A 15890-nucleotide genomic window follows, 5' to 3' on the forward strand; every position below is an offset into this window, starting at 1 on the left:
AAAAAGAAGTGAACCCCAAAAATGTTTTATTAAACTTTCGGAGTTCACTTCTTTTTGAAAGTATTACTTTTATTATATCAATAACATAAACGGATATAATGATTATCTGAGAAACTCATAATGCCCTGCTGTACCTTCAAAGTTGAGGATACCGTCGTCTGAACGAACTTCCATAGCAGATATATATACTTTTCCGTCTTTTTTTATTTGCCAGGTTCCCGAAACGAGGTCAGTAAGAACAAACTGCATGGTTTGATTGCCATTTATAGTTATATCGAATTTTCCGGAAACAGGTTCGCCATTTTTACTAAAGGTAACTACACGGTTGGCAATTTGTACACCTATAATACGTTTCGCATCAATTCGTTTCACTTCGTTCATTTGCTGGCAGTTGTTGTCAGCTACTTGCATTACGTTCAAGAAGTAGTTTTCTGTAGCAGGTATAACAGGTGATACTTCTATGCGCCATGCACCACGTTCGTTGGCATCGTCGGGTCGCCCGGGTTGCGCATCATTGGGGTAATTGGTACCGAATACCCAGAATTCTTTTCCTGGTCCGCCTACCTTTTCAATATGTGTATTGTTCGCTTCGGGTAGTAATACCTGATTTTGTAACATACCAGTATCACCATTCTTGGTACGTTTCACGATGAAACGATTACCTTCGATGTTTGGTTCTTCAATACTATGTAACAACCAGAATTTTTTGAATTTGGGATTGGAAGATACTACTTTGTCAAATACAATGAGGGCAGCAGGTACTTGGGACGATTTAAGGTTTAGGAAAACGAAAGAACGTTTCGCTTCTTTGACTTTGTTTGTATATGCCTGTGTGATGTCGCCTTTCAGATAAGAATAGTCCGGAGCTTGAGTGTTCTTACCCATTCCGTGTGCTAATACTTGTCCTGTGGTATAATCTTTACTTAACAAATCTTTGAATGAACGACAAGTTTCCCATCGGTCGCCCGGCATACGTTGGCCACCATCATTGGTCGCGAATTCCGTCTTGTCTGCTCCACCGTAGTTCCAGCAGGCAAACTTTTCATCAGGATTGTAGACTAACAACGAGTTGTGTGCAATGGTACGTTTAAAGAAATTCTTGTTGTGCGGACTGTTATATCCTCCCGAACTTCCCTGATAAGCACCGGCATCAATGGCCAAAGGCCCTTTATAGTATAACTGGAAAGTTCCCCCATCCAGATGTTGGTGATTACCCACGAAATGCTCGTTGATTTTCATTTCTGCTATTACACTGTTTGTTCCCCATCCTGTACGGGCTATCATCCATCCGAAAGGAGTGCCGGAATAACGTGTCAATGGTAGGTCTTCAGGTGATTTAGACTCTACGGTGAGGTCTCTCCAAAGGATGTCAAAAATAAGGCAATGATTGTCTACTTTGGGCTTGCGCTCGTATTCGTAAGCCAGATAACCATCTTTATAGAAACTGTAGGCAAGCATAGCGGGCAGTCCATACGAAGGACTGTATCTTCGGTTTGGGTTGGTATCACCTGCAGGCATCACTTGTCCGTCTGGACGTCTTCTATACAAGAAGTCGTATAATACAAATTGTTGTGCGGGATTGAACACCTTATCTACTCCCATGCGTGACAATATCCATTGAGCTATAAGGTCATTACTGAAACGTACGTTTGCATAACTTGTTCCTTGATGATAATTATGTCCTGAATAAACATAATTGCGTACAGGAATATAATCTTTATAGAACATCTTGATGACATAGTTGTACATATCAGGATATTCGTCATAGATGGCAATCCCGGCAGAAAGCATGTCACGCATAATCATCCATTCAGAGGAATGACCTGCAATCGGTTCATTGTTGTGTGGAGGATAGCCACATTCCATGGTTTTGGCTATACGTATGAATGATTTTATATAGTCTTTCTTTTCTTTTTCTTTCATTTGGTCGTAACACCAGTCATATACCATAGCACCACACATCAACATAGAACCACTAGCTCGGGACAAATCTCCTTTCTTGCCATAGTTGGTATTCTGTAAAGTATCCAGCATTGCAGTAATGGCTTTTCGAGCCTGTTTCTTATCACCATATACTAGATAGTCGAGGGCCTGTAATTGTACACGTGTCGTTACTCCACGCATTTCTGCATAATAGCGGAAGCCATCTTTTGCCGGAGCCTTGGCTTCTTCTTCGGGTGTACGGTCTTTCCCCAGTTTTTTCATGGTTTCCAGGGTTTTCTTTATTTGCGAATTGTTCATCCTCTGTCTTAACTCCGGCAGGTCGGATGAGAGTAGATACAATCTAGGGTGTACCTTTGGAGGAACAGGGATGGTGACATCATCTATTTTCTCCCATATCACTTCATTCTTTTCCTGTGCCTGGATGGCAAAGGAAAGTATGAAGATAAAACTCGTCATAAACAGAATGCTTTTTTTCATGTTGCGTATTGTTTTTAATAAGTATGAGTGATTGTTTACACTTTTATTTCTTTTGTAATTGGATGTCATAATTCTCACCGCGAACGGTTGAAATGGTTATTTGGGTTTCATTGTTTTTAGTATCAGGTAACACCACTACATTTTTTCCGGGGCAGTAAGCCGTATAAACACCCTTCAGTATAAGAGTCGTATTGAAAGGTTTTTCTTGCTCTATCACATCTTTTTCGGTCAGTAGTCCCATGTGCTCGTGAGAAGTTCTACGCATATCAGGTTCGCAGATAGATAGAGTCAGGTTCTTTTCTGTGTTCTCTTCAAGAATATAGGCTAGTGGGATATTGACCTGTTTCACCAAGAGATTTTCGTACGTTTCTTGAGGATTGAACAAAGCTGCAAAAATTGTTCTTTTTTCCTGATGTATGACAATGTGTGCATCATTATTCTGTTTAATGATGCGGATGGGGCTTCTCTCAGAAAGAAGTTCTTGCGCCCGTCTTTTCTCTTTCAATGGCAGAATATAGTACAAGTAGCTGTCGGATACAGGATTTGTGGAATGATCCAGATAAGCGGTCGTAAACGGAGTGTTCTGCATAATCTTTATATTCCCTTTTTGTACAGCATACAGTAAGGTTGAGTCATTCAGTATTTTCTCTTGTTTCTTGAACTTCCGAACAGGCATGATTGCTTGGAACAAAGTGGTGGCTACCGGATGATTAAGGTCATTGCAAGCGATATCCGAACCGAGACATAATAATACATCATCGAATACAAAAACCGATTTATTTGCTCGTAGAGATTTATCATAAGTGATATCGTGCATACGGAAAGAGAATAAAGCATTATTCCGACCTCCTTTTATGCCTGCCAGGAATGTTTCGTCCGAAAAGTTTCGGTGTCCACTACTTGCACCTCCTTTATCCGTCAAGAGGGAATCGGGGAGTACCTTGACGGTTGTTCCCGGAATATGGTTCCAGTTGAAAGCTTTTTCTCGGGGATTGAATGAACGGTGCCCGTTCTTAAAGTCGAAATATTCAATTTGTCCGTAGGAGAGATATCGCCCTTTTAAATTTTCCGAGCTTGAAGATTCAAAATCCCATACATATTTGCTGAAACCTTTCATATTGAAATGAAAATCAGAATTTTTAATCACCATTAAGCCGGAATAAGGCATAAATAAGGCTCCTGTAGGAGTTTCTTCTGAAGCGATATTCATTGTGGAAAGTTTGGCCATAAGCTCTGCTTCTCCGATACTGCTTGTATAAGTCAGATTAGAATTAACGGTATTGATATAAGTGTCGATAGCTTGTTTGTTGGTGGCATCTTCTGTTATTTTCTTAAATGCGGCTATTAAGTTCCGGTCGGGAGTAGGATAAGATAGAGCAACGTATGCGAAAGCTGGCAGAAGGGTTTCAAGGATTTGTTGGTTATTCGGAAAACGTCCTACTGTTCCTGCTGGACAGTCTAAGTTTGCGCAGAAAAAACGGAAGGCTAGTAAAGCCTGCTTTAGATTGTTCATTGTCTTTTCAGAGAGTGCATATGGGGTATCATGCAATAGATATGTCACTAATGCCCCTGCATAGAGTGCATGCGGATAGTAGGCGCTGAAATACGGACCACGATGATGATAGCCGGAAAAATCCGCTTTGATGGTTCCAAAAAATCCGGGAGCTATACTCAAGGCGTTATTCATGTAATTGCGAAAAGCGGTCATAGCTATTTCTCTTTTTTTAGAATCGGTCAATGATAAAGCGTAAATTAGCTTAGGTAGAGCCAATGCACGTAAGTTGTCAGCAACTTCTCCCGTGTGTTCCGGTTCCTGATAACAGATACCGAAAAGGGTGAACCACTGTAAAGTGTTTAATTCCCGTTCCAATTGCTTCTTATTTAATTTATCTTTCAGTAAGTAAAAGGAATGGAAATAGCCGGAACTTCTAAGTTTCTCGAAGCAGAGAGTTCCCAAGCCACTACCATCTGCCCATCCTTGGTCGTAGAAATAATCGTAAATATAAAGTGCTTTCTTTAAGCTTTTTGTATCACCATTTATTTTGTAGTCTAAAGCCAATGGGAGCAGGATTTTCTCGTTGATATCTCTGAATTTTGTTATATCTTCTTTGTCTATATAAGTAGGAAAAGCCATCGGATACAGCGGTTTACCGATAGGTGTTTGTTGTGTGTCATAAGCGATACATATCTCTTTTCCGGCTGTTACACCTGTTTTTATAAATTCTTGTTCTTTCAGCCGTCGGTTTTCTATCCACGGATGTTGAAGTGTTTCGGAACTTCCCAAATACCAATCGGTCAGTCGCTGTTCGATGGTAGCAATATCTTCTTTGTTAGCTTTAATAGTTGTGGGTACGTATGGAGAAGTATTTCTATAATTTAGAAAATCCGGTATCAGGCTGAAATCGGTACGGTTCACACAGTATTGTGCGTCTGACATTTTCTGCCAAGGCACTTTTGGCGTGAATTCCAAATAATCCAAGTAAATGTTTCCGATTTGTTTATCTTCTGGGAACAGTATGTTGACTTTTGAAATAATCTCTCCTTTTTCTTTATCCATATCCTCTGTGAATTGTGCCCACAAACATCTCCAGCCTTTGAAATGAAGTGAGAAGGGCAGACGGCATATTTCCTTTCCTTCTTGGTCTGTGAAACTGAATATGAGATATTGTTTGATAGGATTGTCATTGTATATCCAGGTTGTAATACCACCTTGATTACTTCGGCTAGCTTTTGGGAGTCCTCGTGTCTGTTCGATAGTAATTATTGTACCCGGTTGTCCTTTTATGTGCAATGACTTCTTGCCGAGTTTCTGTTTGACTGAAGTTATGGATAGAGTACCTTTATTGATGTTCCAGTTTTGTAAATCATCATCGTTTTCAAAATTATAGTAACTTTGTGCTTGCAAGTGAAATCCACCAATGATGAGGATTACTATAAATAGTTTTTTTCTGATGTATTCCATAGGTTATAAACTAAAGTTTATCTTGTCACATTTATCTGATAACAAAATTAGTGTGGAATATGCATCGTATCCTTTTATTTTGTGTTTTTCTTCCTAATTAAAATACAAGACAATGATACTTTTGTATAAAACAATATTAGTAATGTCTAAATATCGGTTTAGGGCAGTACTACACGGTCTCCCAAACGCTTTGCCATGATACTTTGTACTTCCCGCATTTCACTGTAACGTTTCATGATATCATTGCATTTTTCTTCGTCATTGGCAATGGATGGGTCTTGTAGGGCAAACATCATGTGTCTCAATTCCTCACTGACAATGGCGTACTTAAAGTTAATCATCAATATCGGAACTAACTCATACAAACGTTCTTCATCAGTTACAACTTTCTGGCTCTTGGAATGATACTTACTGAGTTGATAACGGTTACTGATAAGTTCCACGCTCAGTTTACTGATAGAGTTATCCGGATGTGCCAGAAAGTACCGTTCAGCAGTAAAACCTTCGTCATGTATGTGTGAAGCGGCTTCTGTCAATATTTGTCTGTGCAACGGATTGTGAAAGGCCAAATCGTCTTCCTTTAAATCATTAATGACATATTCTATCACACTGACGGGTATTTCTTGTCCTTTTTCATTGGTTACATTGCACATTATTTTTTCCCCGTAACGTACAATCATTTGGAGTATCAGTCGTTCATATTTATAAAATTCCTGTCCTTCCTTACCCTCTTGTGGGATAAAGGAAACGTATACGTCTTCCGGTGGGAGAGAAGAACCATCTTCATATCTGGTTAAATCCCCAGGAGGTAACTGAGTGTTGTCGGTGGTAACAGGTGGAACATTACCATCAGCGTCTGGCATTTGTATCGTTTTTGTATTAGGTCTTGTGGTATTGGTCGACCTACGTTCCCGTTCTGCCTGTTCTGCACGCCTTTCTGCCTGCGTCTCGCGGCGTTTGGCTACTTCCGAAACAAGAAGTCTGTCTTCAACATGTAGTAATTGGGCGCATTCCTTGATGTATACATCACGTACAATAGCTTCTGGAATAACTGAAATACTCTGTACCAGATTGCTGATTAATTCGGCACGCTTAATTGGATCTTTACCTGCATCTTCCAGTAACAAGTTAGTTTTGAAGCGGATAAAATCCGTTTCATGTTCCTGAATAAAATTTTGAAACTCCGTTGCGTTATGTTTACGTGCAAAAGAGTCTGGGTCGTCTCCGTCAGGTAGAAGGCAGACTTTAATATTCATCCCTTCCTCCAACAACATATCAATACCACGGATAGACGCTTTGATACCAGCGGCGTCACCGTCGTATAGTACAGTCATATTGTTGGTGAAACGATGAATTAGTCGGATTTGTCCCGGTGTCAGTGCTGTTCCCGAAGAAGCTACCACATTCTCTATGCCGGATTGGTGCATGGAGATAACGTCCGTATAGCCTTCCACCAGGAAGCAACGGTCTTGCTTCACAATGGCTTGCTTGGCAAAATAGATGCCGTACAGCTCATTGCTCTTATGGTAAATCTCCGATTCGGGAGAGTTGACGTATTTTACTTTGACACCTTTGGTAGCACTGGCAAGCACACGACCTCCGAATGCCACTACCTTGCCCGACAGGGTATGTACAGGGAAGATGACACGTCCCCAAAAGCGGTCTCGCAGGCGATGGTCGTCCGTTTCGTAACAAAGTCCGGTCTTGATGAGAAATTCTTTTTTATATCCTTTCTTTAAAGCCTCCTGTGCCATGGCATCATGGCTTTCGGTACAATATCCCAGCTGAAATTTCTCGATAATATCATCCCGGAAACCACGGCTACGGAAATAGGCCATACCAATACTGCGACCATCCACATGATTACGCAAGATATTCTGGAAGTAATCGCGGGCAAACTGATTGACGATAAAGAGGCTCTCGCGTTCGCTTTGAATGATTTTCTCCTCGTTGGAGAGTTCCCGTTCTTTGATTTCGATGCCGTACTTCTTTGCAAGGAACTTCAGTGCCTCGGGATAGGACATCTGCTCGTGTTCCATGATGAAGTGCACCGGATTACCTCCCTTGCCGCAGGAGAAGCATTTGCAGAGTCCTTTGGCGGGCGATACATAGAAAGAAGGGGTTTTGTCATCATGGAACGGACACAAACCTACATAGTTCACTCCACGTTTCCGCAGGGTAACGAAGTCTGATACCACATCAACGATTTGGGCGGCGTCAAGTATCCGGTCTATGGTGGCTTGGTCTATCATAATTCCTTTGTTATGCTTGCGCAAAAGTACATGATATTTCTTGAATTATCAAGAAAGCTGCCAAGTCTGTTCAAGGATTGGATTACCAACTCCATTCGGCGCTTATCGATACTCCTCCCTGGGTTTCATCCAGCGTGGGCAGAAAAAGGGAGAAGGAGAAATCGGTAAAGCCTGTACCAAACTGGTTGTCTGAGATGAAAATGACCTTCTTCATGGTCTGCTTGAAATCATCCGTAAAAAGTGAGGTATCCCATTTATCCCGGAGTACGGTTTCCAGATTAACTGTATAGTCTGTCTTTTCGGTCAGATTGCCTTGCTCGCGGATGTATCTGATGGGGTTGCAGGTAACGGTACGCAGGGTGTTCATATCTTGGCGGGTGTTCCATGTACCTCCTATCTCTATTCGGGGAGTACCGGGAGCGGAGGCGAAGTCTTCATCGTAGAGAGAAACTTTCTCTATTTGGTTCAAATCTGCATCTGCTGCATTGTTGGCGGCAAATGCATAGATGGAAAATGTGCCGTTGTTGGCAGGGCAGGTATAAGTGGGGATGTCCGTACCTTCATTCCCGGCAAAAGAACGGTTCAGCCGGAAGCTGTTCACCCGCTTACCGGTGCTGTAGTGCACTTCTGCTTTCTTATTGGCACCCAAATTCCAGCTTTGCAGGTACTTGTTCAGTAAAGTCCCGCTCTTCAGCTTGGGAAGCAGATTGTTGTGAATTATTGGGTCGCGGAGTGAGGCGATGATTAAGTCTATATTGTCTTCTTCGTTCAATACCAAATTCATGCTTGCTACGTGGGCTGCAAAGATAGTAAGCACTCCGCCTGCTACAGCTAAATTCGTCAAATTCTGAAAATCCTGTATCTTCTTTTTTATTTCCTTTCTGATTCTTCCTTCTTCCTTGGAAGCATTTTTCCTGCATGTCAGGTCTTCAAACAGAGATTCTTCAATCATCCGGCAAATAAAATCGTCTCTTTCGGGTTCGGTAGCCGGAATATCCATGCGCTGCACGTCCGTTCTTGTGACGATGCGTTGCAGCAAGACGTTGCACAGGTAGAAGTTATCGTGGCTGCTGTTGCCGGTGTTGATTCTATGCGACCACAGATAGTACAGGTTATCCTCTGTGAAAGGAGTGGCGGGCAGGGTGAGGGACGCTGTGGAGTACTTGTCTGTGCGTTGCAATAACTCCGCTTGGGTGTCACTGAAAAGTTCGGGGTCGGCATTTGCTACGAACACAATCTGATAGTTTGCCTTGAGCGGTAAAGTGTCTTGCAGGGCCAGCCGTTGTTCCCAGGTCATGTTCTGTCGAGACAGAGGCCACGAAGTAACTTGGGCTATGCCGGGAATCTTGCGTTGCTTCACCAGCACATCCTTATCTACGTCATAAACCAAGTAGTGCAGGGAGTTGATGCGGTTGTCCTCACCGGCACGTGTGATGCCTGCTCCTGAAGGTATGGCGTTTTCTCCGGTGCCCAGGGAATAGTCTATCAGCAGCATGCCGTCTGTGGAACTGTGAAAAGATTCCTCGCCGGGAAGTTCGTGGTTGCAGGCAGTGCCGCTCATCAGCAGGGCTGCCAGTAATGCTATTTGGGGATAGAGTTTCATATCTGTTACGTATTTGTTCTTTTTAGAGAGATTGTTCTTTGGGGAGGTCATTGTTCTTGCCATCCGTCCCACTCGTCATTATCCACACCGATCTGTGAGTTTTCGAAGCCGGCATACTTCACTGTGAAACAGTCTTTGTGTAGCCCGTTGAATTCGAGGGTGGTCCGGGTGTTTTGTTTGATGAGAACCGTTCCGCCGCCATACACGCCTTGTAGGGAGTAGGTTTTGAGATTGCCGCCGGTAGTCACGATGATTTTGCCTTTCAGTTCGGAGGGTAGCAGGTTGAGGGTAACCCGGTGGTGCTTGCGTACTCCCCATTCGGGAACGCTTGTATAGATGAACGCTTCGTTGGTAGGGGCGGACATTATCAGTTCGTCTTTGTCGTTGTCGGCAATACGGATTAGGGTGGGAGTTTGTTCGATAATGACTTTTACTTCGGTCACTTCGTACTCGAACTGATCTTCGGGAATGCCCATGTCGATGATGAGTTGCCCGTTCAGGCGGTTCAAGGTGACATCCTCGGTAAGTGTTTCTCCGCTTTTCAACCATCGGTTGATAACTTTCCGGTAGAGATGTCCGCTGGTGGCATAGTCGGGGTCTTGCTGGGCATTCAGCACAGTGCCGTAGTCTATCAGTTGCTGGTTGAAGTCGCATGAGTTCTCTCCGGGCTTTTCTTCGGAGAAGATTCCCGGAAGATTGGCGGGTACGCATATAAAGGCAAGTTTATAGCGGCGTGGAGGCAGGTTGTCAAGGCGGAAGGAAGCGCCTGTTTCCAAATCGTAGGCTTGGCGCAGGTGGAGATGGTTTTTGTCATCCAGATGTTCCGGTTTATGCTCTCCTACATATAGCCGTACTTGCTGGGTGGTTGCGTCGGGCTGTACGGTAGTGTTGTTTCCACGAGTGGATATGCCGAATACTGCTGTGGCGGGTTCTGCCGACAGGTCGGTAACTTCTTCTTGCGAACAAGCTGTCAGTACGGAAAGGCATATGCCGAATATGAATGTTTTTGGGTTCATTGTATGTTTTTTTAGTGGGGATTACGGATTATAGCTTACAAATCACAAATCATTTGACAGGCATTATCTCCTCTTCTTCTTCCCAAGGATCTTCCAAGCCGATGTTTCCGTTGCCGCTGCTGTCATCATTGCCTGTCCAGGCATTTTGGCGGCGGCAGCAGATGACGTTGTAGTAGCGGTTGCGCATGGCAAAGGCTTTCTCGCCGTTTCTCATTTTGGTGTAGAAGGCGCGTCCGGGTATTTCGTCGGTATATCCTGCCAGATAGGGGGTGGAGGACCAAAACTTATCCTGGTCATTCTCGAACAAGAGGTGGTTTTCGTCCATTGCCCGGCGCAGTTCCGCCAGTTCGTCCAGGGCGGGCATGTACCACACTATCTCTTCGGGGTCGATGCGTCCGTTGCCGTTGCGGTCGCGGTTCTTGCGGATGGCATAGCCCAGGGCGATGTCTTGGGGAATGTCGATGGTGGCGGGGTCGGCGTTGCCGGGGTTATACATGCCGCCTTCTTTGGTGGCTTCGCTGTACAGCTTGCGGGTGTTGGACAGTCCGTCCCAGCGGTCGTTTATCATGCTGGTCATAATGGGGTTGGCGGGATATTTCAGGAAGCCCCATTGTAGGTTTTTCTCTTCGAGGGTATGCTCCACGTAATATTTGTGGTATTCGATGATGTTTCCTAATAAATCCTTACGGGGCAGCACCACCGGTTGCGCCGGGCGTTGGGTGATGGTGAGTTTGGTCTCTTTTCCGTTCTTCTTGTCGTGCAGCACAATCACTCCGCTCCGATAATCGGCTTCCGTTGGTGGGAGTCCGCTTTCGGCGAAGGCTTCGGGCACGTATTCGTCGGTATGTATGTAGAAGTAGCGCAGCAGGGCTTGTTCGCCTTGCAGGCGGGTGGTGGCATGCTCTTCGGTGTAGGGCTGTCCTGCCGGATGGGGCACGTAGCGGGGGGCGAACGAAATCTCCAGCCAGGGTGTCCGGTCGGGATTTTCCACGAATATCTCCCAACTGCCTGCTGCGTAGGCAAGGCAGCGGGCGGCGTTGCAGTGTGCGTCCAGTGGAGAGGCAAAGGAGGGAACCAGTATTGCCTGGTTCAGGGCTACGGCATCCACGCGGGTATCCAGTTTGTCGCAACTGCGGATGGTGACGGTGTAGGCATACCGGCTGTTGCGCTGTATGTTGAAGTCGCTGTGGTTGTCGCTACCCAGATACACTTTGTAGCTGCTGTCGTAGGTGACTTTGCCGTCGTCCGCCACATACGTGCCTTTGATGAGTACGTATGAGCCTAAAGGAAACTTTTCTTCGGCGTACTTGCCTTTATATACTTGTTTCAGATTCTCTTTCTGCGGATTGGCATCGGAAATCATGTCGAACCAGTCCTTGCTGTTATCCAGTCCGCCGCGGCGGTTTTCAAACTGATAGAAGGAGGTCTGGTAACTGCCCGTAGGGGTTTCCTTGAGGGGGAGACGCTGGTTTTGCAGGTAATGGGTTTTCATGATGTCCGGTTGGGCATCGTAGGTGGCATCCCCGTCGTTGGAGTCGAATTTGTAGCGTTCGTTTCCTTCCAGACTGCCCGGACGACCGATTACCCAACTGCGGTCGGGCAGGTTGCATGCTAGCACCTCGGTCAGATAGAACTTGTCGGTCGGCACGTAGGGAGCAAAACAGATGTCCATGCTGATGTGCGAGCCTAAACGACGGACGGGTAAGGGCTGCTTCGTGTTTTTATCCGCTACTTGGGCTGCACCGAGTTCCAAGACGCCGTACATCACTAAGCTACCTCGGAACACATCGTCGGCTTTGTCGATGACAATCATTTTCTCGCGAAGCTCTTGGGCGGTTTTTATGTTGCTTACCCATTCGTCACTGACGTTGCATACGGCATGCAATGCTATGTTTTTGCCTTTGGGCAGCAGTATGCGTATTTCGTTGTCCGGATAGTCCAGTTCTTGTTCTTTGTAAGTAAGCAGTGCGCCGCTTCCTCCATCGAATACAAAGAGTGCCACCCGTTCCACTTTACCGTCGGGCAATGCCATCTTGGGAGTGGCGGTGCGGGTTTCGACTACCGTTATATCTTCCGGCAACAGGCTGATAACGGTTTCTTGGGAATCCGGAGATGGAGCGTCTGTTACGGGAATGTCCTCTTCGCAGGAGGCGAAGAGGAGGAGAAGAATATATAAGTAATGAATCTTTTTCATCTTAGTGGGTTGTTATGGTATTCGAAATATATCTTTGAAGTAAACAAGTCTGTTTTATGGAGTGATAAAGCGACGGGCTTGCCGAACATTTAAAGTTGTTTTCCGGTCAACTTTATGTAAAACTTCATACTCCGCTCTGGAACCGTATGCAGGGACGGCGTAGCTGTCTCGTGGGGTACCGCTTGGTCCATAGCATCCGGAGGAGGTCCAATACCACCCCGTTTCCAGGTTAGTCAGTTCAGGAATATCGATTGCTGGAAATTTGTCTTTTAATTTTTGAGTTGTAAATTGAATGTTCCATTGTTCTTGATATGCTGGTACGAACCATATTTTTTCGGCTGCATTGTTATTACCATTGTGGTCTGTCTCAATACCTTCTTTTATAGTTTTTTCTATAAGGCTTCCTATATAGCCATCTCTTTCTCTATCAACATCTTTAAAGTTATATTCACCGTCTGCGACGTATGTTTCATACTCCCAGGAGCCATTTAGAAAAATATATTGGATGTCTGTCTTAAAGAATCCCCACTGTATTTTGCATCCCTCAGGTCTGACTGCTTTTCCCGTCTGGCGGTCAAAATAACATCCATAGTCCAACCTGCTGAGCCCAAACGGTTTGTCTTGATATCCTGCACAGGTGATAGCATTGTATTGACGTATCGGCATAGTGTTGCCTAATCCCAGAGTACTTGTGTGAAGTTGCAAGTTGGCGGTACGAATATCATTCTTAATGGTATTAATGGCATCGGGGTCGGTTACCTCGGTAGTGCTTACTGTGGGTCTATACACCACATGGTCATTAATCAGCAACTCCACATCCATTTTTTCCGTTCCCGATATGCTGTGCAGATATTTCACTGTTCCATCTGTTGCGTTTCTATCCACAATATGAATCCAATCCACTCCTTCGGGTATGGTCAGTTTCCATGGGTGAACCGGATAAGACGGGTCTATGTGTATCACTTCTGTGGCACTGATGCAATTGAAGATATACTTTTCGGGATTGAAGTCCGTACGGATATAGGCAGGCTGCGATACGGGCGGAAACTCTACGTCTCCCTTATAATCCTCGTCATAATCCTGCACGATTATTTCGATGATGTTTCCGCTTAAATCCATGGGCTTGTCCCCGTCGGTGGAGCTGCCCGTCACTTTCTTTCCGATGGAGTAGAGGCAGTTCTCTTTGATGGGATAGGCGGTGGTGGGAGCGCCGCCCGCTTGTTTGTATCTCACCTCGTAGGTTTTCAACACTTTCTCCGTATGGTTTACGGCATCATCGCCAATCAGGGTGATGCTCAACGTAGGGGTACCCGTAGCAGAGGCTTCGAGCGGCAGCATGAAAGCGCCGAAGAAGAGTGTGTTCTCTATTACTTTTATATCGTCTGTCCGGGGTTTCAGGCGGTCGAAGATGTCACTGCCTTCCGTACGTTCCGACTCCTCGAAGGCGTAGCTGAAGAGCAGACGGCTGTCGTTCAGCACACCGCTTCCGTAAGGGTTTGCCTCATTCCTGATGAGGGGCAGGGCGGTGTGCTGGTTGGTGTGCAGGTTCACTTCGAGCCGCTTCACGAACACGCCTTCCGGCTGGCAGGGGATGTTTTGCAGGTACACGATGACTCCCGCCACTTTACGTTTCAGCTCCACTTCCACCCGGTTGTAATTGGCAGCCTGTATCTGTGTCGTGGTGACGCCTACGTAGAGATCGGCATTGGGCATGAAAGTGCGTTGCGCTTCGTCCAGCTTCGCTTGGCAGTCGGCAAGTTTGGTTCCCACCTTGATAGCGTCGGGAAATTGGTAAACGCTTCCTGACCGGTCGTCCACGCCGACGGCAAGAAAGGTATATTGACCTTCGCCGGACAATTGCCCCAATACATATTCTTTGGAGAGATCGCCGTTCCAACCCAAATCTTTCACCAGCACGCAAGTGTTGGTGGCGTCGAACACATACAGGTAGACAGCGGCTACATTCCGGTAATCCACCTCGGCGCCCGACAGTTGGGAACGGGTTATGCCTTTTTGTCCGGCAGCGGCCTGCCCGGAGTCGTGCTGCCGGGGAACGAATGAAATCACCACTTCCCCTGTACGCTCCTGTCCTGCTTGGGGCATTTCCGCTTTGTTGCAAGCTGCCAGCAGGCAGATTGACAATAAAAGAAATATCCGGTATGCTGTTTTTATATTCTTCATATTCTGACTCTTTTCTTTTTTTGTGAAGCAACCTTTAACTTCTGTGTGTTAAACCTTAACTCTGGCTCGCTAAAGTTGAACTTTAGAATTCTAAAGTTCAACTTCAGCCCGCCGAACCTCTACTCTTTTCCACTACGTCCATGTCATCGTTTATTTCGTCCCAGTCGGGGTTGATGGAAACGATGATGATGTTGTTGCCCCCCACATCTATGGGAGCGTCTTTGCTGCCCACGCTGTAAAAGTGGTTGGCCATGATAGGGAAGCGTGACAACCCTTCGGGGTCGATGATGCCCGTACCGCCGCCGGTGGTGCCGTCCGAAGGGTCACCGGAAGGCAGAAGAATGCGGCGTGTTTGCAGGAGGTTGCCGTTGGCGTCCGTCAGTTCCATCCGCAAGGTGTAGGCATCGCCGTCCGATGGCGGCGGCATGTCGGCGGGCAAGACGAAAGAACCTCCGCTGGCGATGTCTGCCCGATTGTCCGGAACGCGGATGCGGACCAAAGCCTGTCCGTCTGCTTCTGTGGAGGGGCTCAACAGGAAATCCTGAAATACGGGCGACTGCTGACGTTGGAGAAGCGGCATCCTTGTGTTCTGGGACGTATAGAGCGCAATGCGCAGCTCCCCCACCGGTATCCCGTTGATGGTGGCGGGCACGTTGCTGAACCAGCCCATTACGCCTGCCACGCGACGCCTCATTTCCACCATTCCTTGTGAGACTGTCCGGCGCGGGATAATTACCGATTTGCCTGCAAACAACTCGGACTGTGCCATGTCTGTGCTTGTTGTCCCCGCAGCCCAAGCTGCTTCAAGGCTGCCCAGTGTGGCGCCATGCGCAATGAAGGCGGGAACGTCGAAAGTCTGTCTGCCCGCTGTGTTTACGCCTACTGCCAGGAAGGTGTAGGCCTTGCCCAACTGCAAGCCTTGATATTTCACCCGGTAAATCATTTCGGCAGTGTGTATGGGCAGGTTGTTCTGAAAGTAGGCAGCCCATTCCGCGTTTTCGGAGGCGATGCAAGGGGCATTGTCATCCGTACCGTCGAAGATGTAGAGCTGCACATAATCCACGTGGTGCACATTGTCCGACCCTTGGGGCAGTGCTCGCGTTTCTGTACCGTCCGACAGACCGAGGGTGAAGTAGATGGCTCCGACGGCTTCCTCTTCCGGAAAGGCTGCCGGAGAATCGGGACTACACCCGGGCAGTAACCAAACAATGCACGCTGCCATGAATATATACCTTATGTCTTTTCGCTTTATTGCCATGAG

General features: G+C 46.2%; 8 protein-coding genes. All 8 read right to left on the bottom strand.

From position 1 onward, the window contains the following. Positions 1-102: 102 nt before the first annotated feature. Complete coding sequence (hepB, locus tag DXC10_RS07175; RefSeq protein WP_101544218.1) at positions 103-2421, bottom strand: heparin/heparin-sulfate lyase HepB; 2319 nt, start codon at positions 2419-2421, stop codon at positions 103-105. Between the two features lie 43 nt (positions 2422-2464). Further along, a complete protein-coding gene (locus tag DXC10_RS07180) occupies positions 2465-5383 on the bottom strand; it encodes a chondroitinase family polysaccharide lyase (RefSeq protein ID WP_117737585.1) in 2919 nt (972 codons plus the stop codon). 158 nt (positions 5384-5541) lie between these two features. Continuing rightward, a complete protein-coding gene (dnaG, locus tag DXC10_RS07185) occupies positions 5542-7635 on the bottom strand; it encodes a DNA primase (RefSeq protein WP_117737586.1) in 2094 nt (697 codons plus the stop codon). A gap of 82 nt (positions 7636-7717) precedes the next feature. Next, positions 7718-9301 carry a hypothetical protein gene (locus DXC10_RS07190; protein WP_147331297.1) on the bottom strand — a complete coding sequence of 528 codons (1584 nt, stop codon included), beginning with the start codon at positions 9299-9301 and terminating at the stop codon, positions 7718-7720. After that, on the bottom strand, positions 9286-10254 hold the full coding sequence (locus tag DXC10_RS07195; RefSeq protein ID WP_117737588.1) for a hypothetical protein: 969 nt from the start codon (positions 10252-10254) through the stop codon (positions 9286-9288). The genes DXC10_RS07190 and DXC10_RS07195 overlap by 16 nt, the downstream gene beginning before the upstream one ends. 49 nt (positions 10255-10303) lie before the next feature. Then, complete coding sequence (locus tag DXC10_RS07200) at positions 10304-12448, bottom strand: DUF4906 domain-containing protein (protein ID WP_117737589.1); 2145 nt, start codon at positions 12446-12448, stop codon at positions 10304-10306. Between the two features lie 54 nt (positions 12449-12502). Further along, entirely contained in the window at positions 12503-14629 is a 2127-nt protein-coding gene (locus DXC10_RS07205; RefSeq protein WP_117737590.1) for a FimB/Mfa2 family fimbrial subunit, read from the bottom strand. A gap of 103 nt (positions 14630-14732) precedes the next feature. After that, complete coding sequence (locus DXC10_RS07210) at positions 14733-15887, bottom strand: FimB/Mfa2 family fimbrial subunit (protein WP_117737591.1); 1155 nt, start codon at positions 15885-15887, stop codon at positions 14733-14735. Positions 15888-15890 lie beyond the last annotated feature (3 nt).

Origin of the sequence: Bacteroides sp. OM08-11, assembly GCF_003438665.1 — a bacterium.
GTDB lineage: Bacteria > Bacteroidota > Bacteroidia > Bacteroidales > Bacteroidaceae > Bacteroides > Bacteroides cutis.

Excerpts from the sequence above, each read along its gene's own strand:
- hepB (WP_101544218.1), bottom strand. The coding sequence starts at position 2,421 with ATGAAAAAAAGCATTCTGTTTATGACGAGTTTTATCTTCATACTTTCC.
- DXC10_RS07180 (WP_117737585.1), bottom strand. The coding sequence starts at position 5,383 with ATGGAATACATCAGAAAAAAACTATTTATAGTAATCCTCATCATTGGT.
- dnaG (WP_117737586.1), bottom strand. The coding sequence starts at position 7,635 with ATGATAGACCAAGCCACCATAGACCGGATACTTGACGCCGCCCAAATC.
- DXC10_RS07190 (WP_147331297.1), bottom strand. The coding sequence starts at position 9,301 with ATGGCAAGAACAATGACCTCCCCAAAGAACAATCTCTCTAAAAAGAAC.
- DXC10_RS07195 (WP_117737588.1), bottom strand. The coding sequence starts at position 10,254 with ATGAACCCAAAAACATTCATATTCGGCATATGCCTTTCCGTACTGACA.
- DXC10_RS07200 (WP_117737589.1), bottom strand. The coding sequence starts at position 12,448 with ATGAAAAAGATTCATTACTTATATATTCTTCTCCTCCTCTTCGCCTCC.
- DXC10_RS07205 (WP_117737590.1), bottom strand. The coding sequence starts at position 14,629 with ATGAAGAATATAAAAACAGCATACCGGATATTTCTTTTATTGTCAATC.
- DXC10_RS07210 (WP_117737591.1), bottom strand. The coding sequence starts at position 15,887 with ATGGCAATAAAGCGAAAAGACATAAGGTATATATTCATGGCAGCGTGC.